The organism is Roseospira marina (genome assembly GCF_014197855.1).
Taxonomy (GTDB): Bacteria; Pseudomonadota; Alphaproteobacteria; order Rhodospirillales; family Rhodospirillaceae; genus Rhodospira; species Rhodospira marina.
The window spans coordinates 381,782-396,259 of the sequence record NZ_JACIGJ010000004.1 but is presented as its reverse complement, the minus strand read 5'-3'; the positions used below and the strand labels follow the sequence as shown (position 1 = coordinate 396,259).

Below are 14,478 nucleotides of genomic sequence, written 5' to 3'. Positions count from 1 at the left end.
GGCGTGCTATGGAGTAATAGAATGAAGAAAAGGCCATGAAGGGGAAGAAGGCCGAGATTATACCGATTAAAAGGGCAATATAAAAGAGAGCCTCCGATGTCGTCCACCCCATTGCCTGCACATCGTTTTTTAGGAGCGCCCTCCCTTATCTGTGAGCAGATCTCATTTAAGGCATTGAAATTTATGAGAAAAAAGGGAGGGTGTCGGTAAAGACAATAACACTTCGTCCGACGCCGTCTCTGTTCACACCGACCACCCCAAAAGGGCAGAGAGCCCCGCTTCATGTCAATCCAGTAACGACACCGGCCCATTGTCCATCCAGTGCCGACTCGTGCTGTGACCGTTTCTGGCATCCTGCTATGAGACGAATGGAATTCGGCAAGGGGAGCGAACGAGTCCGCGTTACCGTGGAACTTGGCAATCAAATGCCGTGCCGCATGGCACGCCTACCCCTTGCGTTGTGGCTTGGCCCGCATGAGTATTCGGGTTCCGGGTGGGGCATATGCTTGCATGGATTGCATGGCCGGGGGCTGCTTGGGGGAAAGCATGACGTATAGAGCTTTTTTCAAAACGGCCTTTCGGGGAACCGGCACACCCGCTGCCTGGCAATCGGCCCTGGCCGAGCGCCCCTGTTGTTCGGACGTCCCTGCCGAGACGCCCACTTGGCCAGACGCCCTGATCGCGCCGACCGGTCTGGGAAAGACCGCCGGCGTGGTTCTCGCGTGGGCGTGGCGCCATGCCCAGTGCGATCCGGACGTGCCGCGCCGTTTGGTCTACTGCCTGCCCATGCGCACCCTGGTCGAACAGACGGAAGCTGCGGCAAAAGCCTGGATGATGGCCCTTGCCAAGATTCCCGGCGTGCCGCACCCCGAAGACGTCCACGTCCTGATGGGCGGCACCGACGAGCCTCCATGGTTCAAGCACCCGGACCGCCCCACCATCCTGATCGGCACCCAGGACATGCTGGTCAGCCGCGCCCTGATGCGCGGGTACGCAATGAGCCGGTTTCGCTGGCCGGTGGACTTCGCTCTGCTACACACGGACGCCCTGTGGGTGTTCGACGAGGTTCAGGCGATGGGCGCGGCGCGCCCGACCTCCGCCCAGCTTGAGGCGTTCCGCCGGTCCGTGGGCGGTCCGCGACCCGCACGCAGTTTATGGGTCTCGGCGACACTCAGGGGAGACTGGCTCACCACCGTGGATTTCAGGGCGCCGCCCAAGGTCCTGCGCGTGCCCGACGACGTTCCCGAGGATGCCGCCGACACACGGATCCAGGCTATCGTTTCGGCGCACAAACCGGTTGCGCCCATCGAGATGCCGAAACCCGGCCAGAAAAAGGATGACGCGAAGGCGTACGCGGAAGCGCTGGCCCGCGCCGCGCTGGACCGGCACCGGCCCGGCCATCCCACCCTGGTCATTGTCAACACCGTGGCCCGCGCCCAGGCGGTTCACAAGACTCTGAAGGCCGTCGCCGGTCCTGAAACCCTGCTGATCCACTCGCGGTTCCGGCCGTCGGATCGGACCCGGGTCGTTGAGCGCCTGCCCGCGCCCGGCACCCCGCGGGATGTCATCATCGTCGCCACCCAGGCCATCGAGGCGGGCGTGGACCTGTCCGCCGCCGTCCTGGTCACGGAACTGGCGCCGTGGGCTTCACTGGTGCAGCGCTTTGGCCGCATCAATCGCCGGGGCGAGTACAGTGCCGATGGCGGCGCCCCGGTGTTTTGGATCGACGTCATGGGCGACGCCGACGACAAAGACGCCACATCCCGCGCCGCGCCCTATACGACGGCGGAGCTTGAGGCCGCGCGCGCCCGCCTTCCGAGCCTGTCCGACGCCGCCCCGTCGGCTCTGGGCGATCCCGGGAACTTACCGCCTGCCCGCCGCGTACTGCGACGCAAGGACCTGGTCGAGCTGTTCGACACCGACCCGGACCTGACCGGCTTCGACGTGGACATCTCGCCCTATGTCCGCGACGCCGAGGACACCGACGTGCGCGTGTTATGGCGCGAGGATGCTCCAAACACCCTGGACACCCAGCCCGCGCCGACGCGCGACGAACTGTGCGCCGTCCCCATCGGCCGGGCGAAGGCGTGGCTCCAAGTCCTGCGCAAGAAGGACAAACTGGATCCGGCGGCGCGTCGGCCCTGGCACATCGACCCGCAGGGCCAGAACGGGCGGAACCGAAAGGGGCACGATACCAGTCGGTTTCCGACATGGCGGCAACTGGACGGCGATCCGTGGCCCGGACTGGTGCTGATGCTGGATGCGTCGGCGGGCGGCTACACGACGGACGGCGGCTTTGATCCCGACAGCACGGCGGCGGTGACGGCGGTCAAGGGGGCGGACGCCCCCAAGGCCGGCGCCGAGACTGCCGACGACGACCAGGACACACGCCAGAATCACCCGGTCCCGCTGACCGCGCACCTGGGCCATGTCGCCGCCGAGGCCGAGGCGCTGTGCGACACGCTGGGCGTGACCGGAGCGGAGCGCGACGCGGTGGTGACCGCCGCCTGCTGGCACGATGTCGGCAAGGCGCACGCGGCATTTCAGGCGCGGCTGGGCAACGCCGATCAGGCTCAGCTTCTCGCCAAGGCCACCGCTTACCACCGGGACACGGGCCGCGCGCACTTCCGGCATGAACTGGCCTCCACCCTGGCGTTCCTGGCCCATCATCAATGGTCGCGCGAGGCCGATCTGGCCGCCTATCTGATCGCCGCCCACCACGGCAAGGTGCGGCTGTCGCTGCGTGCCCTGCCCAAGGAAGCACCGGCCACGGACGGGCGCCGCTTCGCCCGGGGCGTGTGGGAGGGGGATGTCCTCCCAACCGTGGACCTGGATAAAGGCATGACGTCGCCGGCAAGCACGCTGGTTCTCTCGATCATGGATCTGGGGCGGGACGACGTGACCGGCGCCAGCTGGACCGAGCGCACCCGCGCGCTGCTGGACCGGTACGGCCCGTTCCGGCTGGCGTGGGCTGGAGGCGCTGGTGCGGCTGGCCGACTGGCGTGCGTCGGAAACCGAGCAGAAGGGGTCCCACGATGACTGACGCACCTGCACCACCCCTCCACACCCACGGCCTGCATGGATGCACACCGACCCCGCTGGCCGGATACCTTAAGGCCCTGGGGGTGTTGCGCCTGATCTCCTCACCCGAAAACAGCGTGACGGGCGACGCGGCCGATGCCGAAGCGCGCGGCTTCTGGAAGGACGAGGCCTTTCACCTGGAAACCCGCCTGGACCGGGAGGCCCTGACCCGTTTCTTCCTGGAGGACTATGCCCCATCACCCATCGTGGCGCCATGGAACGCGGGCAGCGGGTTCTATTACCAGGAGCGAAAGAGCGACGAGAAGGACCCGGCCACCGGCAAGAAGATCAAGACCGGCATTCGCGATCAGGAAACGCAGGCCAAGGGATTCGGCAACGTGCCGTTCGCCCGCGACGAATACACCTCTCCGGCCATCACGGCCTTCTTCAACCTCGACCTGCGCCAGATTCGTGCCTTCGGTCTCGGCGACGATGTGGCCGACCTGCTGATCGCCCTGGCCCTGTTGAAGATCCGCCGCGTCCTCATCGACGGGCTGCGCCTGCGCACAGCCTGCGACCTGGAACCAGCCGGCGCCCCTAAGGTGACCCGACCCGACACCTTTACCCTCCCCCCGCTCGCGGACCTGGAAGCGGCTCTGCCCGGCCTGATCGAAGCCGTGGGCACCAAGGGCCTGTTCGGCGCCGACCGCGTTTTGACCGTCACCTACGAGAAGAAATAGCCCCCATGTTCGCTCTGATCCTGCGCTTCCCGGCCGGGCGGTATCACGCCACGCCCTGGGGGCGGAACGTCAACGAGGCCGACGTGGCGTGGCCGCCGGAGCCGTGGCGGCTACTGCGCGCGCTTGTCGCCACCTGGTGGCGCAAGGGTGACCATGACCGCTGGCCGCGTGACACGCTGGCCCGCCTGATCGAGGCCCTGGCCGAAACCCCGCCCGTCTTCCGCCTGCCGGACGATGCGGTCCACAGCCACACCCGCCACTACATGCCGGCCCCGGTGAAAACGACGCTCGTCTTCGATGCGTTCGCCCATCTGCCCCGGGACAGCGCCATCGTCGCCGCGTGGCCTGACGTGACCCTGGATGACGACCTGCTGGCCCTGGCTCGGGATCTGGCGGACGGGCTCGGCTACCTCGGTCGGGCGGAAAGCTGGGTGGAGGCCGCGGTCACCACCGACTGGCCCGCCGAGACGGCCAATTGCCGGCCCACCAACGGCACCGGGCACACCGCGCCGGAGGGCGATCCCGTGCGCGTGCTGGTGCCCCTGCCGGCAGCCCTCTATGCCGACGAAAGGGCCCGCCTGGTGGCCGAAGCCGAGGCGCGCCGTCGCACGGCGGAGACCGACGCCGGCAAGACGGCGCCGACGGCGAAAGCCCTGGCCAAAAAGGTCGAGAAGGACCTGGGTGGCACTCTCCCCGAGTCCCTGCTCGACGCCCTGTCGCTGGACACGGGTGATCTGCAAAGGGTCGGGTGGACCCGTCCGCCGGCATCGCGGGAGGTCGTCTATGTCCGCCCGCCCCTCTCCCCCACGGCCCGTCGCCGTCACCGCCCCGCCGGGCCGGCGATCCACACGAACGCAGCACGTCCCACCGTCGCCCGCTGGGTGCTGACGGGCCGCCCGCGCCCGCGCGTGGAGGACACCATTCGCATCGGCGAACTGGCGCGCCTCGCGGCCATGAGCACCTTCGGCCGGGACACGGAGACGGGCCGGTTCAACGCCCCGCCGGAGATTTCCGGCCATGGCGGCGACAACGGCGCCCTGCGGGACGACCCCGGCCATGCCCATGCCTTCTGGCTGCCGGAAGACGTGGATCGTGACGGTTGGATCGACCACATCGCGGTCTGGCTGCCGGGGGGATTTGATGGCTCTGCCCAGGCCAGACTGTCCGGCCTGCGCAAGCTGTGGCTCAACCCGACGCGGCGCGACCCGGAGGACACGGAGGCCCACGCCCGCGCCGCCAAGGAATGGCATCTGGCTCTTGAAGGCTTTGGTCGGCCAGCCGACTTCGCGCCGGTCAGCCGCCTATTCGGTCCGTCGCGGACCTGGACCAGCATCACCCCGTTCCTGGCCGCCGGACATCTGAAAAGGGGCGGCTATCCCGCAGAGGTGCGCCGCCTGTTGGTCCGGCGTGGTATCCTGAGCAAGGAAGACGCGGAGGCCGTTCACGTCGAAGTGGAACCCACCGTCCACCTCAAGGGTGGCAAGACCCTTCGTCCCATCCACTTCCACCGTTTCCGGTCGCGGCAGGGGGAGCGCCAGCCGGACAGTCAGGGGACCTTCCTGACCGTGGTCTTTCCGTCGGAGAGAGCCGGCCCGTTGGCCCTTGGCTTCGGCAGCCATTTCGGCCTCGGCCTGTTCGAGTCCATTCCATAGGCAACCGCCATGACACCGCGCCCCGATCCGGACCGTGAACCGGAACTCCCTTTACCGCCTCCACAGGTCCCGGAGGGCGCGGCGCTGGTCCCGGTGCGGATGGTCAACGAGTTCGTCTACTGCCCGCGTTTGGCGTGGCTGATGTGGGTGGACGGGGCCTGGGCAGACAGCGCCGACACCGAGGAAGGCCGCCAGGTCCACAAGCGGGTCGATGCGGGCGGCGGACACCTCCCGGAATCCCCGCCAACCGAGGACGATACCGAGGACATCCAGGCCCGCTCCGTTGCCCTGACGTCGGAGCGCCTGGGCATCACCGGCGTCCTGGACCTGGTGGAGGGCGACGGCGGCCGCGTCAGCCCCGTGGACACCAAGCGCGGCAAGCGGCCACACGTCGCCACCGGGGCCTACGACCCGGAGCGGATCCAGGTGTGCCTGCAAGGTCTGCTTCTGGAGGACCACGGCTACCGCTGCGACGAGGGCTTTCTGTATTATCGCGCCAGCCGGGAGCGGGTGCGCGTACCCTTCGACGACGCCTTGCGCCACGCCGCCCTGCACGCGGTCCACGGCCTGCGGCTGGCGGCGGCCCAGGCCCGCCCGCCGCCACCGCTGATCGACAGCCCCAAATGCCCGCGCTGCGCCCTGGTCGGGATCTGTCTGCCCGACGAGATCGGCCACGCGCTCGGCGCGGCTCCGGCCCCGCGCCCGCTGGCCGCCGCGCGGCCGGAGGCCTTGCCGCTGGTCGTGCAAGCCGGCCACGGCAAGGTTGGCAAAACCGGCGAGCAACTCCAGGTCAGCATCGACGACGCCCCGCCGGTGAAGGCCCGCCTGACCGAGATCTCCCAACTCGTGCTGTTCGGCAACGTCTCCGTCACCGCCCCGGCCCTGCACGAGCTGATGCGCCGCGAGATCCCCGTGTCCTGGTACAGCTACGGCGGCTGGTTCCTGGGGCATACGGTGGGCCTCGGCCACCGCACCGTGGCGGCGCGCGAGGCCCAATACCGCTGCGCCTTCGACACCGGCTGGTCGCTGCGATTCGCGCGCGGGCTGGTGGCGGCCAAGATCCGCAACGCCCGCACTCTGTTACGTCGCAACCGCCGCGAGGCGCACCCGCCCGAGGCCGTCGCCGAGCCTCTTCTGGCCCTGAAGCGTCTCGCCGAGGAGGCCGGGCGCGCCCCGGACACCGCTACTCTGCTGGGCATTGAGGGCGCGGCGGCCGCAGCCTATTTCGGCGCGTTTCCCGTCATGCTGAAGGCGGATGGCCCGGCCGGCTTCGATTTCCGGCACCGCAACCGCCGCCCGCCGGCCGATCCGGTCAACGCCCTGCTGTCGTTCGCTTATGCCCTGCTGGTGCGCACGTGGCATGTGGCGCTGTCGGGCGTGGGGCTGGACCCGTACCGGGGCTTCTACCACACCGTCCGCCACGGCCGCCCGGCCCTCGCCCTGGACCTGATGGAGCCCGACCGCCCACTGATCGCGGACTCCGCCGTGCTGACGGTCATCAACAATGGCGAGGTCGCGCCCGGCGACTTCGTACGCGCGGCGGGCGGCTGCGCCATGGCGCCGACGGCGCGCAAGGCCTTGATCGCCGCCTTCGAACGCCGCCTGGAGCAGGACCTGACTCACCCCGTGTTCGGCTATCAGATCAGCTACCGCCGTCTGATCGAGGTGCAGGCCCGCCTGCTGTGCCGGCACCTGCAAGGGGAGATCGACACCTTCCCCTGGGTCACACCGCGATAGGGACGCAGGGCCGGCGTCCCGCAGGGACGGAGACGGGCCGCGCGGCGGCTCCGGCGATCAGACAAGGCCCACCAGACCGGCGCGACCGCGCCGGCGTCCCGCAGGGACGGAGCCGGGCCGCGCGGCGGCTCCGGCGATCAGACAAAAGAAAGACTCCCACCATGCCAGCGCAGACCGACGAGCACCTCTACATCATCACCTACGACATCGCCGACCCGAAGCGCTGGCGTCGGGTGTGGAAGGTCATGAACGGCTACGGCGAATGGCTGCAACTGTCCGTATTCCAGTGCCGCCTGTCGCGCAAACGTCTCGTCCAATTGCGCGGGGCGCTGACCGAGGCCATCCACGACGGCGCCGACCATGTGCTCATCCTTGATCTGGGCCCGGCCGAGACCGTGAAGCCCCGCCTGGAAAGCCTGGGAAAGACCGTGGCGGTGGTGGAACGCACACCGATCATCGTGTAACCTTCACTCGGATTGCTGTGAGGCGCGAGCCGCCCGGCCGCTGCGAGCGCTCCTGTGGCGCTCGCGACTCGGGGAGCGCTCGCAAACGCTTTTTGACATTGTAAAACAAAGCGGTAGCAGGTGCGCGGCGCAGTTCCTGAGCACCGTGGGAGCCGTATCGACTCGGGGCTCTGGCGAGCGCTCGAAAACGGTGGTAAAATCCCAACTAGAGCCGCCGGTTACAGCCGAGCTCTTTCCGGGGCAGTAATGCCCCGGCCTCATTGAAGCATGAGGACTGGCCGATAGAGCCGGCCCGTTGGTCGCTGGCTTTCCGGGGCAGTAATGCCCCGGCCTCATTGAAGCGGCGATCTCTTCGGCCGAAACCCCGCCCTCTGCGCCCTTTCCGGGGCAGTAATGCCCCGGCCTCATTGAAGCTGCGCGCGGTGGCACAGGAGAGCGGGCTCACCGTGTTCTTTCCGGGGCAGTAATGCCCCGGCCTCATTGAAGCAAGGGGAACACCATATTGCAGTCCCAGAGAAACGGAGCTTTCCGGGGCAGTAATGCCCCGGCCTCATTGAAGCCCCGGCCGGGTCGGCTTCGTCCGTCCAGTCCAGCCACATCCTTTCCGGGGCAGTAATGCCCCGGCCTCATTGAAGCCAGGCTGGGCGCCATCTGTGGTCACGGCCGCGAATGCCTTTCCGGGGCAGTAATGCCCCGGCCTCATTGAAGCGCGGCCGTGCAGGCTGCCGCGTCGAGCAACGACAACGCCTTTCCGGGGCAGTAATGCCCCGGCCTCATTGAAGCAGGCTTTCACAGCCGGTGACCACCAGACACAAAAAAACCTTTCCGGGGCAGTAATGCCCCGGCCTCATTGAAGCGTGAACACGATCTTGGCCTGGTCCTTGTCGGCGGCCAGCGCTTTCCGGGGCAGTAATGCCCCGGCCTCATTGAAGCGATCCGGTCGGGCGTGACCACGGTCTCGGCCGTGCCCTTTCCGGGGCAGTAATGCCCCGGCCTCATTGAAGCATTCTGACACCCCCGCTATTCTGCCCGCGATGAGACTTTCCGGGGCAGTAATGCCCCGGCCTCATTGAAGCCAGCGGGGAAATATGCACCTCGTCCCGATCGTCGTGTGCTTTCCGGGGCAGTAATGCCCCGGCCTCATTGAAGCTAAAACCGGTAAACTTCGTTGGTACCGTATTCGACGCCTTTCCGGGGCAGTAATGCCCCGGCCTCATTGAAGCACAACAATGCGGGCGGATGTGGTTAGGCGTTTGATGACCTTTCCGCGGCAGTAATGCCCCGGCCTCATCAGGCTGGCAGCATCGCCTGCCGCGCCGTTGGCCTGATGATACGTCTGGGACGAGATCAGCAAACGCATGTTTCGGGGATCTGTCGGCGGCCGAGTGACCCAGCGCGCGCCCACATGCGCGGCGAGGTGCAGTCGGGTTGGCGCATTTTTGTTTGGCGCCCCTGCGTACACCGCGCTTACACAGCCCTTCTTACTGGCTCATGTAAGCAAAAACGGCCCCCTTTCGGGAGCCGTTTTCGAAAGCCTTATCAGGCCTTAAAACTGGAGCGGGCGATGAGATTCGAACTCACGACCCCAACCTTGGCAAGGTTGTGCTCTACCCCTGAGCTACGCCCGCATCCGTTCCTGTGTTGGCCCCTTAATTACCCTGCGGAAGGTCCGCGTTTCAAGAGGTTTTTCAAGAGCTTTTCACAGGGTCGACGAGGCTGGGTGGCGGCGCCGTGGAGCGCCGTGCCCCGTCGAGGAGCGCGACTATACTCAGCGCTCGCGGCATTGCAACACCGAATTTGCGGGTTGGGCAAAAAAACCGCCTCAGCCGGTTCGCGACGGCGCCCCCCGCCCCGTTAACGCCCTGGACAGCGCCTCCGCCCTTGCTTCCGCGCCCGCTTCGAACCAAGTATGAGCGCACACGGGCCGGGCCCCAACACCGCGGTGGGCGCCCCGAACCACGACAGCCGGATAACGATCACCCGGACCACGATCACCCGAACGCATGAGACGGACAGACCGATGGCTTTGATTCTCGACGGCGAGGGCACCACCGTCAGCACCTCGGCCCCAACGGACGGCGGCGACCTCATCAAGGAGGGCACCACCGAAACCTTCATGACCGACGTGATCGAGGCATCGAAGTCGGTGCCGGTGGTCGTCGATTTCTGGGCGCCCTGGTGCGAACCCTGCAAAACGCTCGGCCCCATGCTGGAAAAGCTGGTGCGCCAGATGAACGGCGCCGTCCGCATGGTGAAGATCAACGTGGACGAAAACCAGCAGCTCGCGGCGCAGCTTCGGGTCCAGTCGGTTCCCACGGTCTACGGCTTCAAGCAGGGCCAGCCGATCGATGCGTTTGCCGGGGCGCTGCCGGAAAGCCAGCTCAAACAGTTCCTGTCCGGCCTGACCGGCGGCGCCTCCAACCCGATCGACGCGGCGCTGGAGGAGGCCAAGCAGATCCTCGACGGCGGGGACTTCGAGGGCGCCCTGGTTGCCTACCGTCAGATTCTGGAGCACGACCAGGGCAACGCCAAGGCCATCGGGGGCTATCTGCGGGCCCTGATTGCCAACGGTCAGAACGGCGAAGCGGCCCAGATCATCGCCCAGCTGCCGGAAGACTACCTGAAGGATCCGGACATCGCGGCCGCGAAGATGAAGCTGGAGCTGTCACAGGAGACGGCCGGCCCCGTCGCCGAATTACGCACCAAGGTCGACGCGGACCCGAACGACCATCAGGCCCGCTACGACCTCGCCAACGCGCTGTACGCGGCCGATCAGGTCGAGGCGGCGGTCGACGAACTGCTGGAGCTGTTCTGGCGCGACCGCACATGGAGCGAGGACGCCGCCCGTCAGCGCCTGCTGAAGATCTTCGAGGCCCTCGGCCCCGGCGATCCCGTGGCCGCATCCGGCCGGCGGCGCTTGTCGTCGCTGGTGTTTGCCTGACCCGCCCGTCTAACCACCGCGAGGACGCCACCGTAAGGACGACGGCATGGTGCGTGCTTTTCAGCCCCGCTTCGACGAACTGCCCGAGACGGTCGCGGTGTTTCCGCTCACCGGGGTGCTTCTGATCCCGGGCGGGCGGCTCCCGCTCAACATCTTCGAACCCCGCTACCTCAATCTGGTGCAGGACGCGCTGGCGAACGGGCGCATGATGGCGATGGTGCAGCCGCGGGCGGCCTCTGGCGAGGCCGAGGAATCCGAGCCGGACGTGTACGAGATCGCCTGTCTGGGGCGCATCGTCGCCTATGAGGAAACGCCGGACGGACGACTGACCATCACCCTGCTGGGGCTCAACCGGTTTCGCATCACCCAGGAGCTCCCGCTACACCGGGGCTACCGTCGGGTCACCGCGGACTACAGTGGGTTCGCCCAAGATTTAGACGACTCGAAGACGGCGGAGATCGACCGCGACCGGTTGTTCACCGTGCTCAAGCCGTTCGCCAGCCGCCACGGTCTATCCTTCAACTGGGACATCATGCGCGAGGTCGAAACACGGCCCCTGCTGACGTCGCTGGCCATGGTCTGCCCGTTCGAGCCGCGCGAGAAGCAGGCGTTGCTGGAGGCGGAGACCCCTCAGGATCGGGCGGACCTGTTGCTGGCGCTGCTGGAAATGGGCGCCATGGAGTCGTCGTCCGGCGGCACGGCACCCCAGTAGCCCGCGCCCCGAAACCCGGCGAGTCTCCCGCAGCTCCCATCTCGCGGCTCCCTGGTAGTCGCCGCGCGTTCGGCGGTGTATGGTCCGGGCCGATCGCGACCCTATCCCGAGGACACGGCATGACCGATACCCCCCCCAACGCCACCACCGCCCCGCTGGCCGACGGCGATGACACCTCGATTGACCCGCGCCTGCTGGAGATCCTGGTCTGTCCGCTCGGCAAGGGGCCGTTGGAATACGACCGCGAGCGCCGCGAGCTGATCAGCCGCCAGGCCGGTCTCGCCTACCCGATCCGCGACGGCGTGCCGATCATGCTGATCGACGAGGCCCGTCGCCTCGACGGCGCCGACACCAGTCCGGGCGAGCCGGCGGCATGACGGACTCCGCCGCGCACACCGGGTCGCGGCGGGTCCCGGCCGACATCGCCGTCAGCCGGGCCGACCGCACCCTGACGCTGACCTACGGCGACGGGACGGTGCATGTGTTGCCCGCCGAGTATCTGCGGGTGTTCAGCCCCTCGGCCGAGGTCCAGGGCCACTCGCCCGACCAGCGGCAGGTGGTGGGCGGCCGGCGCTACGTCGGCATCATGGACCTGGAACCGATTGGCCATTACGCCCTTCGCATCCTGTTCGACGACCTGCACGACACCGGCATCTACAGCTGGGATTACCTCTGGGATCTGGCGGAAACCCGCAACGCGCGGTGGGAAGGCTACCTCGCCGACCTGACCCGGGCGGGCAAATCTCGGGATCCGTGAGGGCACCGGCCCCAGCCCGCAATACCCGACCAATCTGGTCTTGATTGAAACCGACCGGCGTCTTATGTCCGGTCCGACACGGGCGTTTTGCCCGGTTCCGGTCGCGTGCCTCATTCCGCCGCGCGCGTTTCGTCGAGGAGGACCCGTTTCCATGTTCATCCAGACCGAGCAGACCCCGAATCCGGCCAGCCTGAAGTTCCTGCCCGGCCGCACTGTGCTGGGATCGGGCACGGCGCAGTTCGACACACCGGAGGAGGCCACGCGCTCGCCCCTGGCGTCGCGGCTGTTCCGAATCGACGGTGTGGCGGCGGTGTTCCTGGGCGCGGACTTCATCGCCGTCAGCAAGGCCGATCCGGCCGACTGGCAGGTGGTCAAGCCGATGGTACTGGGCGCGATCATGGACCACTTCACCGCCGGCGAGGCGGTGCTGCTGGACAGCGCCAACGACGAGGACGCGCCCGAGGCGGACAGCCCGGTCGTGCGCCAGATCCGCGAGCTGCTCGACACCCGCGTGCGGCCGGCCGTGGCGCAGGACGGCGGAGACATCATCTTCCACGACTTCCGCGACGGCGTGGTGTTCCTGCACATGCGCGGCGCCTGCTCCGGCTGCCCAAGCTCGACGGCCACGTTGAAGCACGGCATCGAGAATATGCTGCGCCACTACGTGCCCGAGGTGGAGGCGGTCGAGGCCGTTCTCTGACCACGCCCCCCTGCCCCGCACCCCGCGCTTCCTTGACCAGAAGGGATTTCGTACATGTCGGCTCTCGACGCGACCGCACTCGACGCCTTGTTCCTGGAAGCGCGCACGCATTGGCAATGGCAGGATCGAGCGGTCGACGACAGCACACTGGAGCGGCTGCACACCCTGGTGAAAATGGCGCCCACCAGCGCCAACTGCCAGCCCGCCCGGTTCGTGTTCATCAAGAGCCCAGAGGCCAAGGCCAAGCTTGAGCCCTGCCTGACGGAGGGCAACCGGCCCAAGACCATGACAGCGCCGGTGACGGTGATCGTGTGCGAGGACCTGGCGTTCCCCGAGACGCTGCCGACGCTGTTCCCGCACGCGGACGCCAAAGCCTGGTTCGACGGCAAACCGGCGTTCACCGAGGAAACGGCGTTCCGGAACGCGACCCTCCAGGGCGGCTATCTGATCCTGGCGGCCCGCGCGCTCGGTCTGGACTGCGGCCCGATGAGTGGCTTCGATCAGGCGAAGGTCGACGCGACGTTCCTGGAGGGCACGACGTGGCGATCGAACTTCCTCCTGAACCTGGGTTACGGCGATCCGACGCCGCTGTTTCCCCGCTCGCCGCGCCCGGCGTTCGCCGACGTCTGCCGGATCGTCTGACCCTCGTCGCCGCCGACCGCGGCCGGCGGCGTTTGGCGTACGATCCCCCATACGGAGGTGGGATCGCGTATGGATGCCCGTAGCGCTGGTGCGTTATCCCCGGTTGGTGCATAGTCTGGGGATCGGTCGCTCCTTCTGCGTCGGTCCGGTCCCGCCGGTAACGATCTGTCAACCTGCGTGCGGTACCATGCCTCTCAAGATCACCTTGAAACCCAATGAGAAAGTTATCATTGGGTCAGCAGTCATCTCCAACGGCTCGGGCAAAGCGGAGTTGGTGATCCATAATCGCGTTCCCGTGGTGCGCCAAAAAGACGTACTGAAAAAGGAAGATGCGGACACCCCTGCCAAGCAGATCTATTACCTGATCCTGGACATGTATCTGCACCCCGAGCAGCAGGTTCGGTTCCATGACTTTTACGTCCCGCTCCTGAATCATATTCTGGACATGGCTGTTGATGAGCGCGGGGTCGAATTGTCGACGGAGATGTCGAAGCGGATCATCGAGGGGGACCACTACAAGGCCCTCAAGATCTGCAAGAAGCTGATCGAGTACGAAGCGGAGACGGCGAACGATGGCCAACGAACAATTGAAGGCCTACCAGACGGCGCAGAAGCGTCAGCAGATGACGCCTCGGGAAGCGGAGGCCATGGCGTTCATCAAGGCCTCGGCGATGATGGAGGAATCCCAAAGGAATTCTGAGGACGTTGCGCTGCGATCCCAGGCCCTGCGATTCAATCAGTTGTTCTGGACCATCCTCCAGGCCGATATCATGGACCCGAACAACGCGCTGCCCAGCGACATCAAGGGCAACATCATGAGCCTGTCGATCTTCGTGGACAAACAGACGTCCAAGGCCCTGCGTTCGGTCGATCCGGCCGACCTCGACATTCTGATTTCCATCAACCGGAATCTCGCCGCCGGCCTCAAGGACCAGCAGCCGGCCGTCGATCCCACGCCGCCGCCCCACACGCCCCTCGGCGCGACCTCGGTGTAAGCACGACGCGCGCGCCGTCATCGTCCGGCCCGCTCTGCCCCAACGCCCTCATCCGCCCACAGTGACCAGCACACGGCCCCAACGCCATTCGCGCCGGGGCCGTGTCCATGTCCGGGA

The 14,478-nt window shown here is 67.0% G+C and carries 13 protein-coding genes, 1 tRNA gene and 1 CRISPR repeat array; of the genes, 13 read left to right on the top strand and 1 reads right to left on the bottom strand.

All coding sequences use genetic code 11. The features are described from left to right. Positions 1 to 474 precede the first annotated feature (474 nt). The 5 genes from cas3g (at position 475) to cas2 (ending at position 7,614) form a co-directional block, all read left to right on the top strand. Positions 475 to 3,039, top strand: coding sequence for a type I-G CRISPR-associated helicase/endonuclease Cas3g (gene cas3g, locus GGD82_RS08105; protein ID WP_150063995.1), 2,565 nt, complete (start codon positions 475 to 477; stop codon positions 3,037 to 3,039). Continuing rightward, positions 3,036 to 3,761, top strand: coding sequence for a hypothetical protein (locus tag GGD82_RS08100; protein WP_150063994.1), 726 nt, complete (start codon positions 3,036 to 3,038; stop codon positions 3,759 to 3,761). Before cas3g ends, GGD82_RS08100 begins: the two co-directional genes overlap by 4 nt. A 5-nt stretch (positions 3,762 to 3,766) precedes the next feature. Next, on the top strand, positions 3,767 to 5,413 hold the full coding sequence (gene csb2 / locus GGD82_RS08095) for a type I-G CRISPR-associated protein Csb2 (RefSeq protein WP_150063993.1): 1,647 nt from the start codon (positions 3,767 to 3,769) through the stop codon (positions 5,411 to 5,413). Between the two features lie 9 nt (positions 5,414 to 5,422). After that, complete coding sequence (gene cas4g/cas1g / locus GGD82_RS08090) at positions 5,423 to 7,150, top strand: CRISPR-associated endonuclease Cas4g/Cas1g (RefSeq protein WP_150063992.1); 1,728 nt, start codon at positions 5,423 to 5,425, stop codon at positions 7,148 to 7,150. 161 nt (positions 7,151 to 7,311) lie between these two features. Continuing rightward, positions 7,312 to 7,614: a CRISPR-associated endonuclease Cas2 gene (gene cas2 / locus GGD82_RS08085; RefSeq protein WP_150063991.1), complete on the top strand. Its 303-nt coding sequence runs from the start codon at positions 7,312 to 7,314 to the stop codon at positions 7,612 to 7,614. A 231-nt stretch (positions 7,615 to 7,845) separates the two neighbouring features. Next, a CRISPR array of direct repeats spans positions 7,846 to 8,911; the repeat unit is 36 nt; unit sequence CTTTCCGGGGCAGTAATGCCCCGGCCTCATTGAAGC. Positions 8,912 to 9,167: 256 nt separating this feature from the next. Here cas2 and GGD82_RS08080 read toward each other — a convergent pair. Beyond that, positions 9,168 to 9,242 (bottom strand) — tRNA-Gly (locus tag GGD82_RS08080). 392 nt (positions 9,243 to 9,634) lie between these two features. On the opposite strand from GGD82_RS08080, the gene trxA reads away from it, so the two are divergent. The 8 genes from trxA (at position 9,635) to flaF (ending at position 14,361) form a co-directional block, all read left to right on the top strand. After that, a complete protein-coding gene (gene trxA / locus GGD82_RS08075) occupies positions 9,635 to 10,555 on the top strand; it encodes a thioredoxin (protein WP_150063990.1) in 921 nt (306 codons plus the stop codon). Positions 10,556 to 10,601: 46 nt separating this feature from the next. Further along, the gene (locus GGD82_RS08070; protein ID WP_150063989.1) at positions 10,602 to 11,267 is read left to right on the top strand and encodes an LON peptidase substrate-binding domain-containing protein; all 666 of its coding nucleotides are present in this window, start codon (positions 10,602 to 10,604) and stop codon (positions 11,265 to 11,267) included. 119 nt (positions 11,268 to 11,386) lie between these two features. Next, entirely contained in the window at positions 11,387 to 11,644 is a 258-nt protein-coding gene (locus tag GGD82_RS08065; RefSeq protein WP_150063988.1) for a Trm112 family protein, read from the top strand. Further along, positions 11,641 to 12,024: a gamma-butyrobetaine hydroxylase family protein gene (locus GGD82_RS08060; protein ID WP_150063987.1), complete on the top strand. Its 384-nt coding sequence runs from the start codon at positions 11,641 to 11,643 to the stop codon at positions 12,022 to 12,024. Before GGD82_RS08065 ends, GGD82_RS08060 begins: the two co-directional genes overlap by 4 nt. A gap of 151 nt (positions 12,025 to 12,175) precedes the next feature. Then, positions 12,176 to 12,724 (top strand): NifU family protein, encoded by a 549-nt coding sequence (locus GGD82_RS08055; RefSeq protein ID WP_150063986.1) that lies wholly within the window; start codon positions 12,176 to 12,178, stop codon positions 12,722 to 12,724. A gap of 54 nt (positions 12,725 to 12,778) precedes the next feature. After that, positions 12,779 to 13,366 (top strand): malonic semialdehyde reductase, encoded by a 588-nt coding sequence (locus tag GGD82_RS08050; protein WP_150063985.1) that lies wholly within the window; start codon positions 12,779 to 12,781, stop codon positions 13,364 to 13,366. A gap of 73 nt (positions 13,367 to 13,439) precedes the next feature. After that, a complete protein-coding gene (locus tag GGD82_RS21030; RefSeq protein WP_150063984.1) occupies positions 13,440 to 14,066 on the top strand; it encodes a flagellar biosynthesis repressor FlbT in 627 nt (208 codons plus the stop codon). Next, positions 13,990 to 14,361, top strand: coding sequence for a flagellar biosynthesis regulator FlaF (gene flaF, locus GGD82_RS08045; RefSeq protein WP_246164009.1), 372 nt, complete (start codon positions 13,990 to 13,992; stop codon positions 14,359 to 14,361). Before GGD82_RS21030 ends, flaF begins: the two co-directional genes overlap by 77 nt. The last annotated feature ends 117 nt before the right edge of the window (positions 14,362 to 14,478 follow it).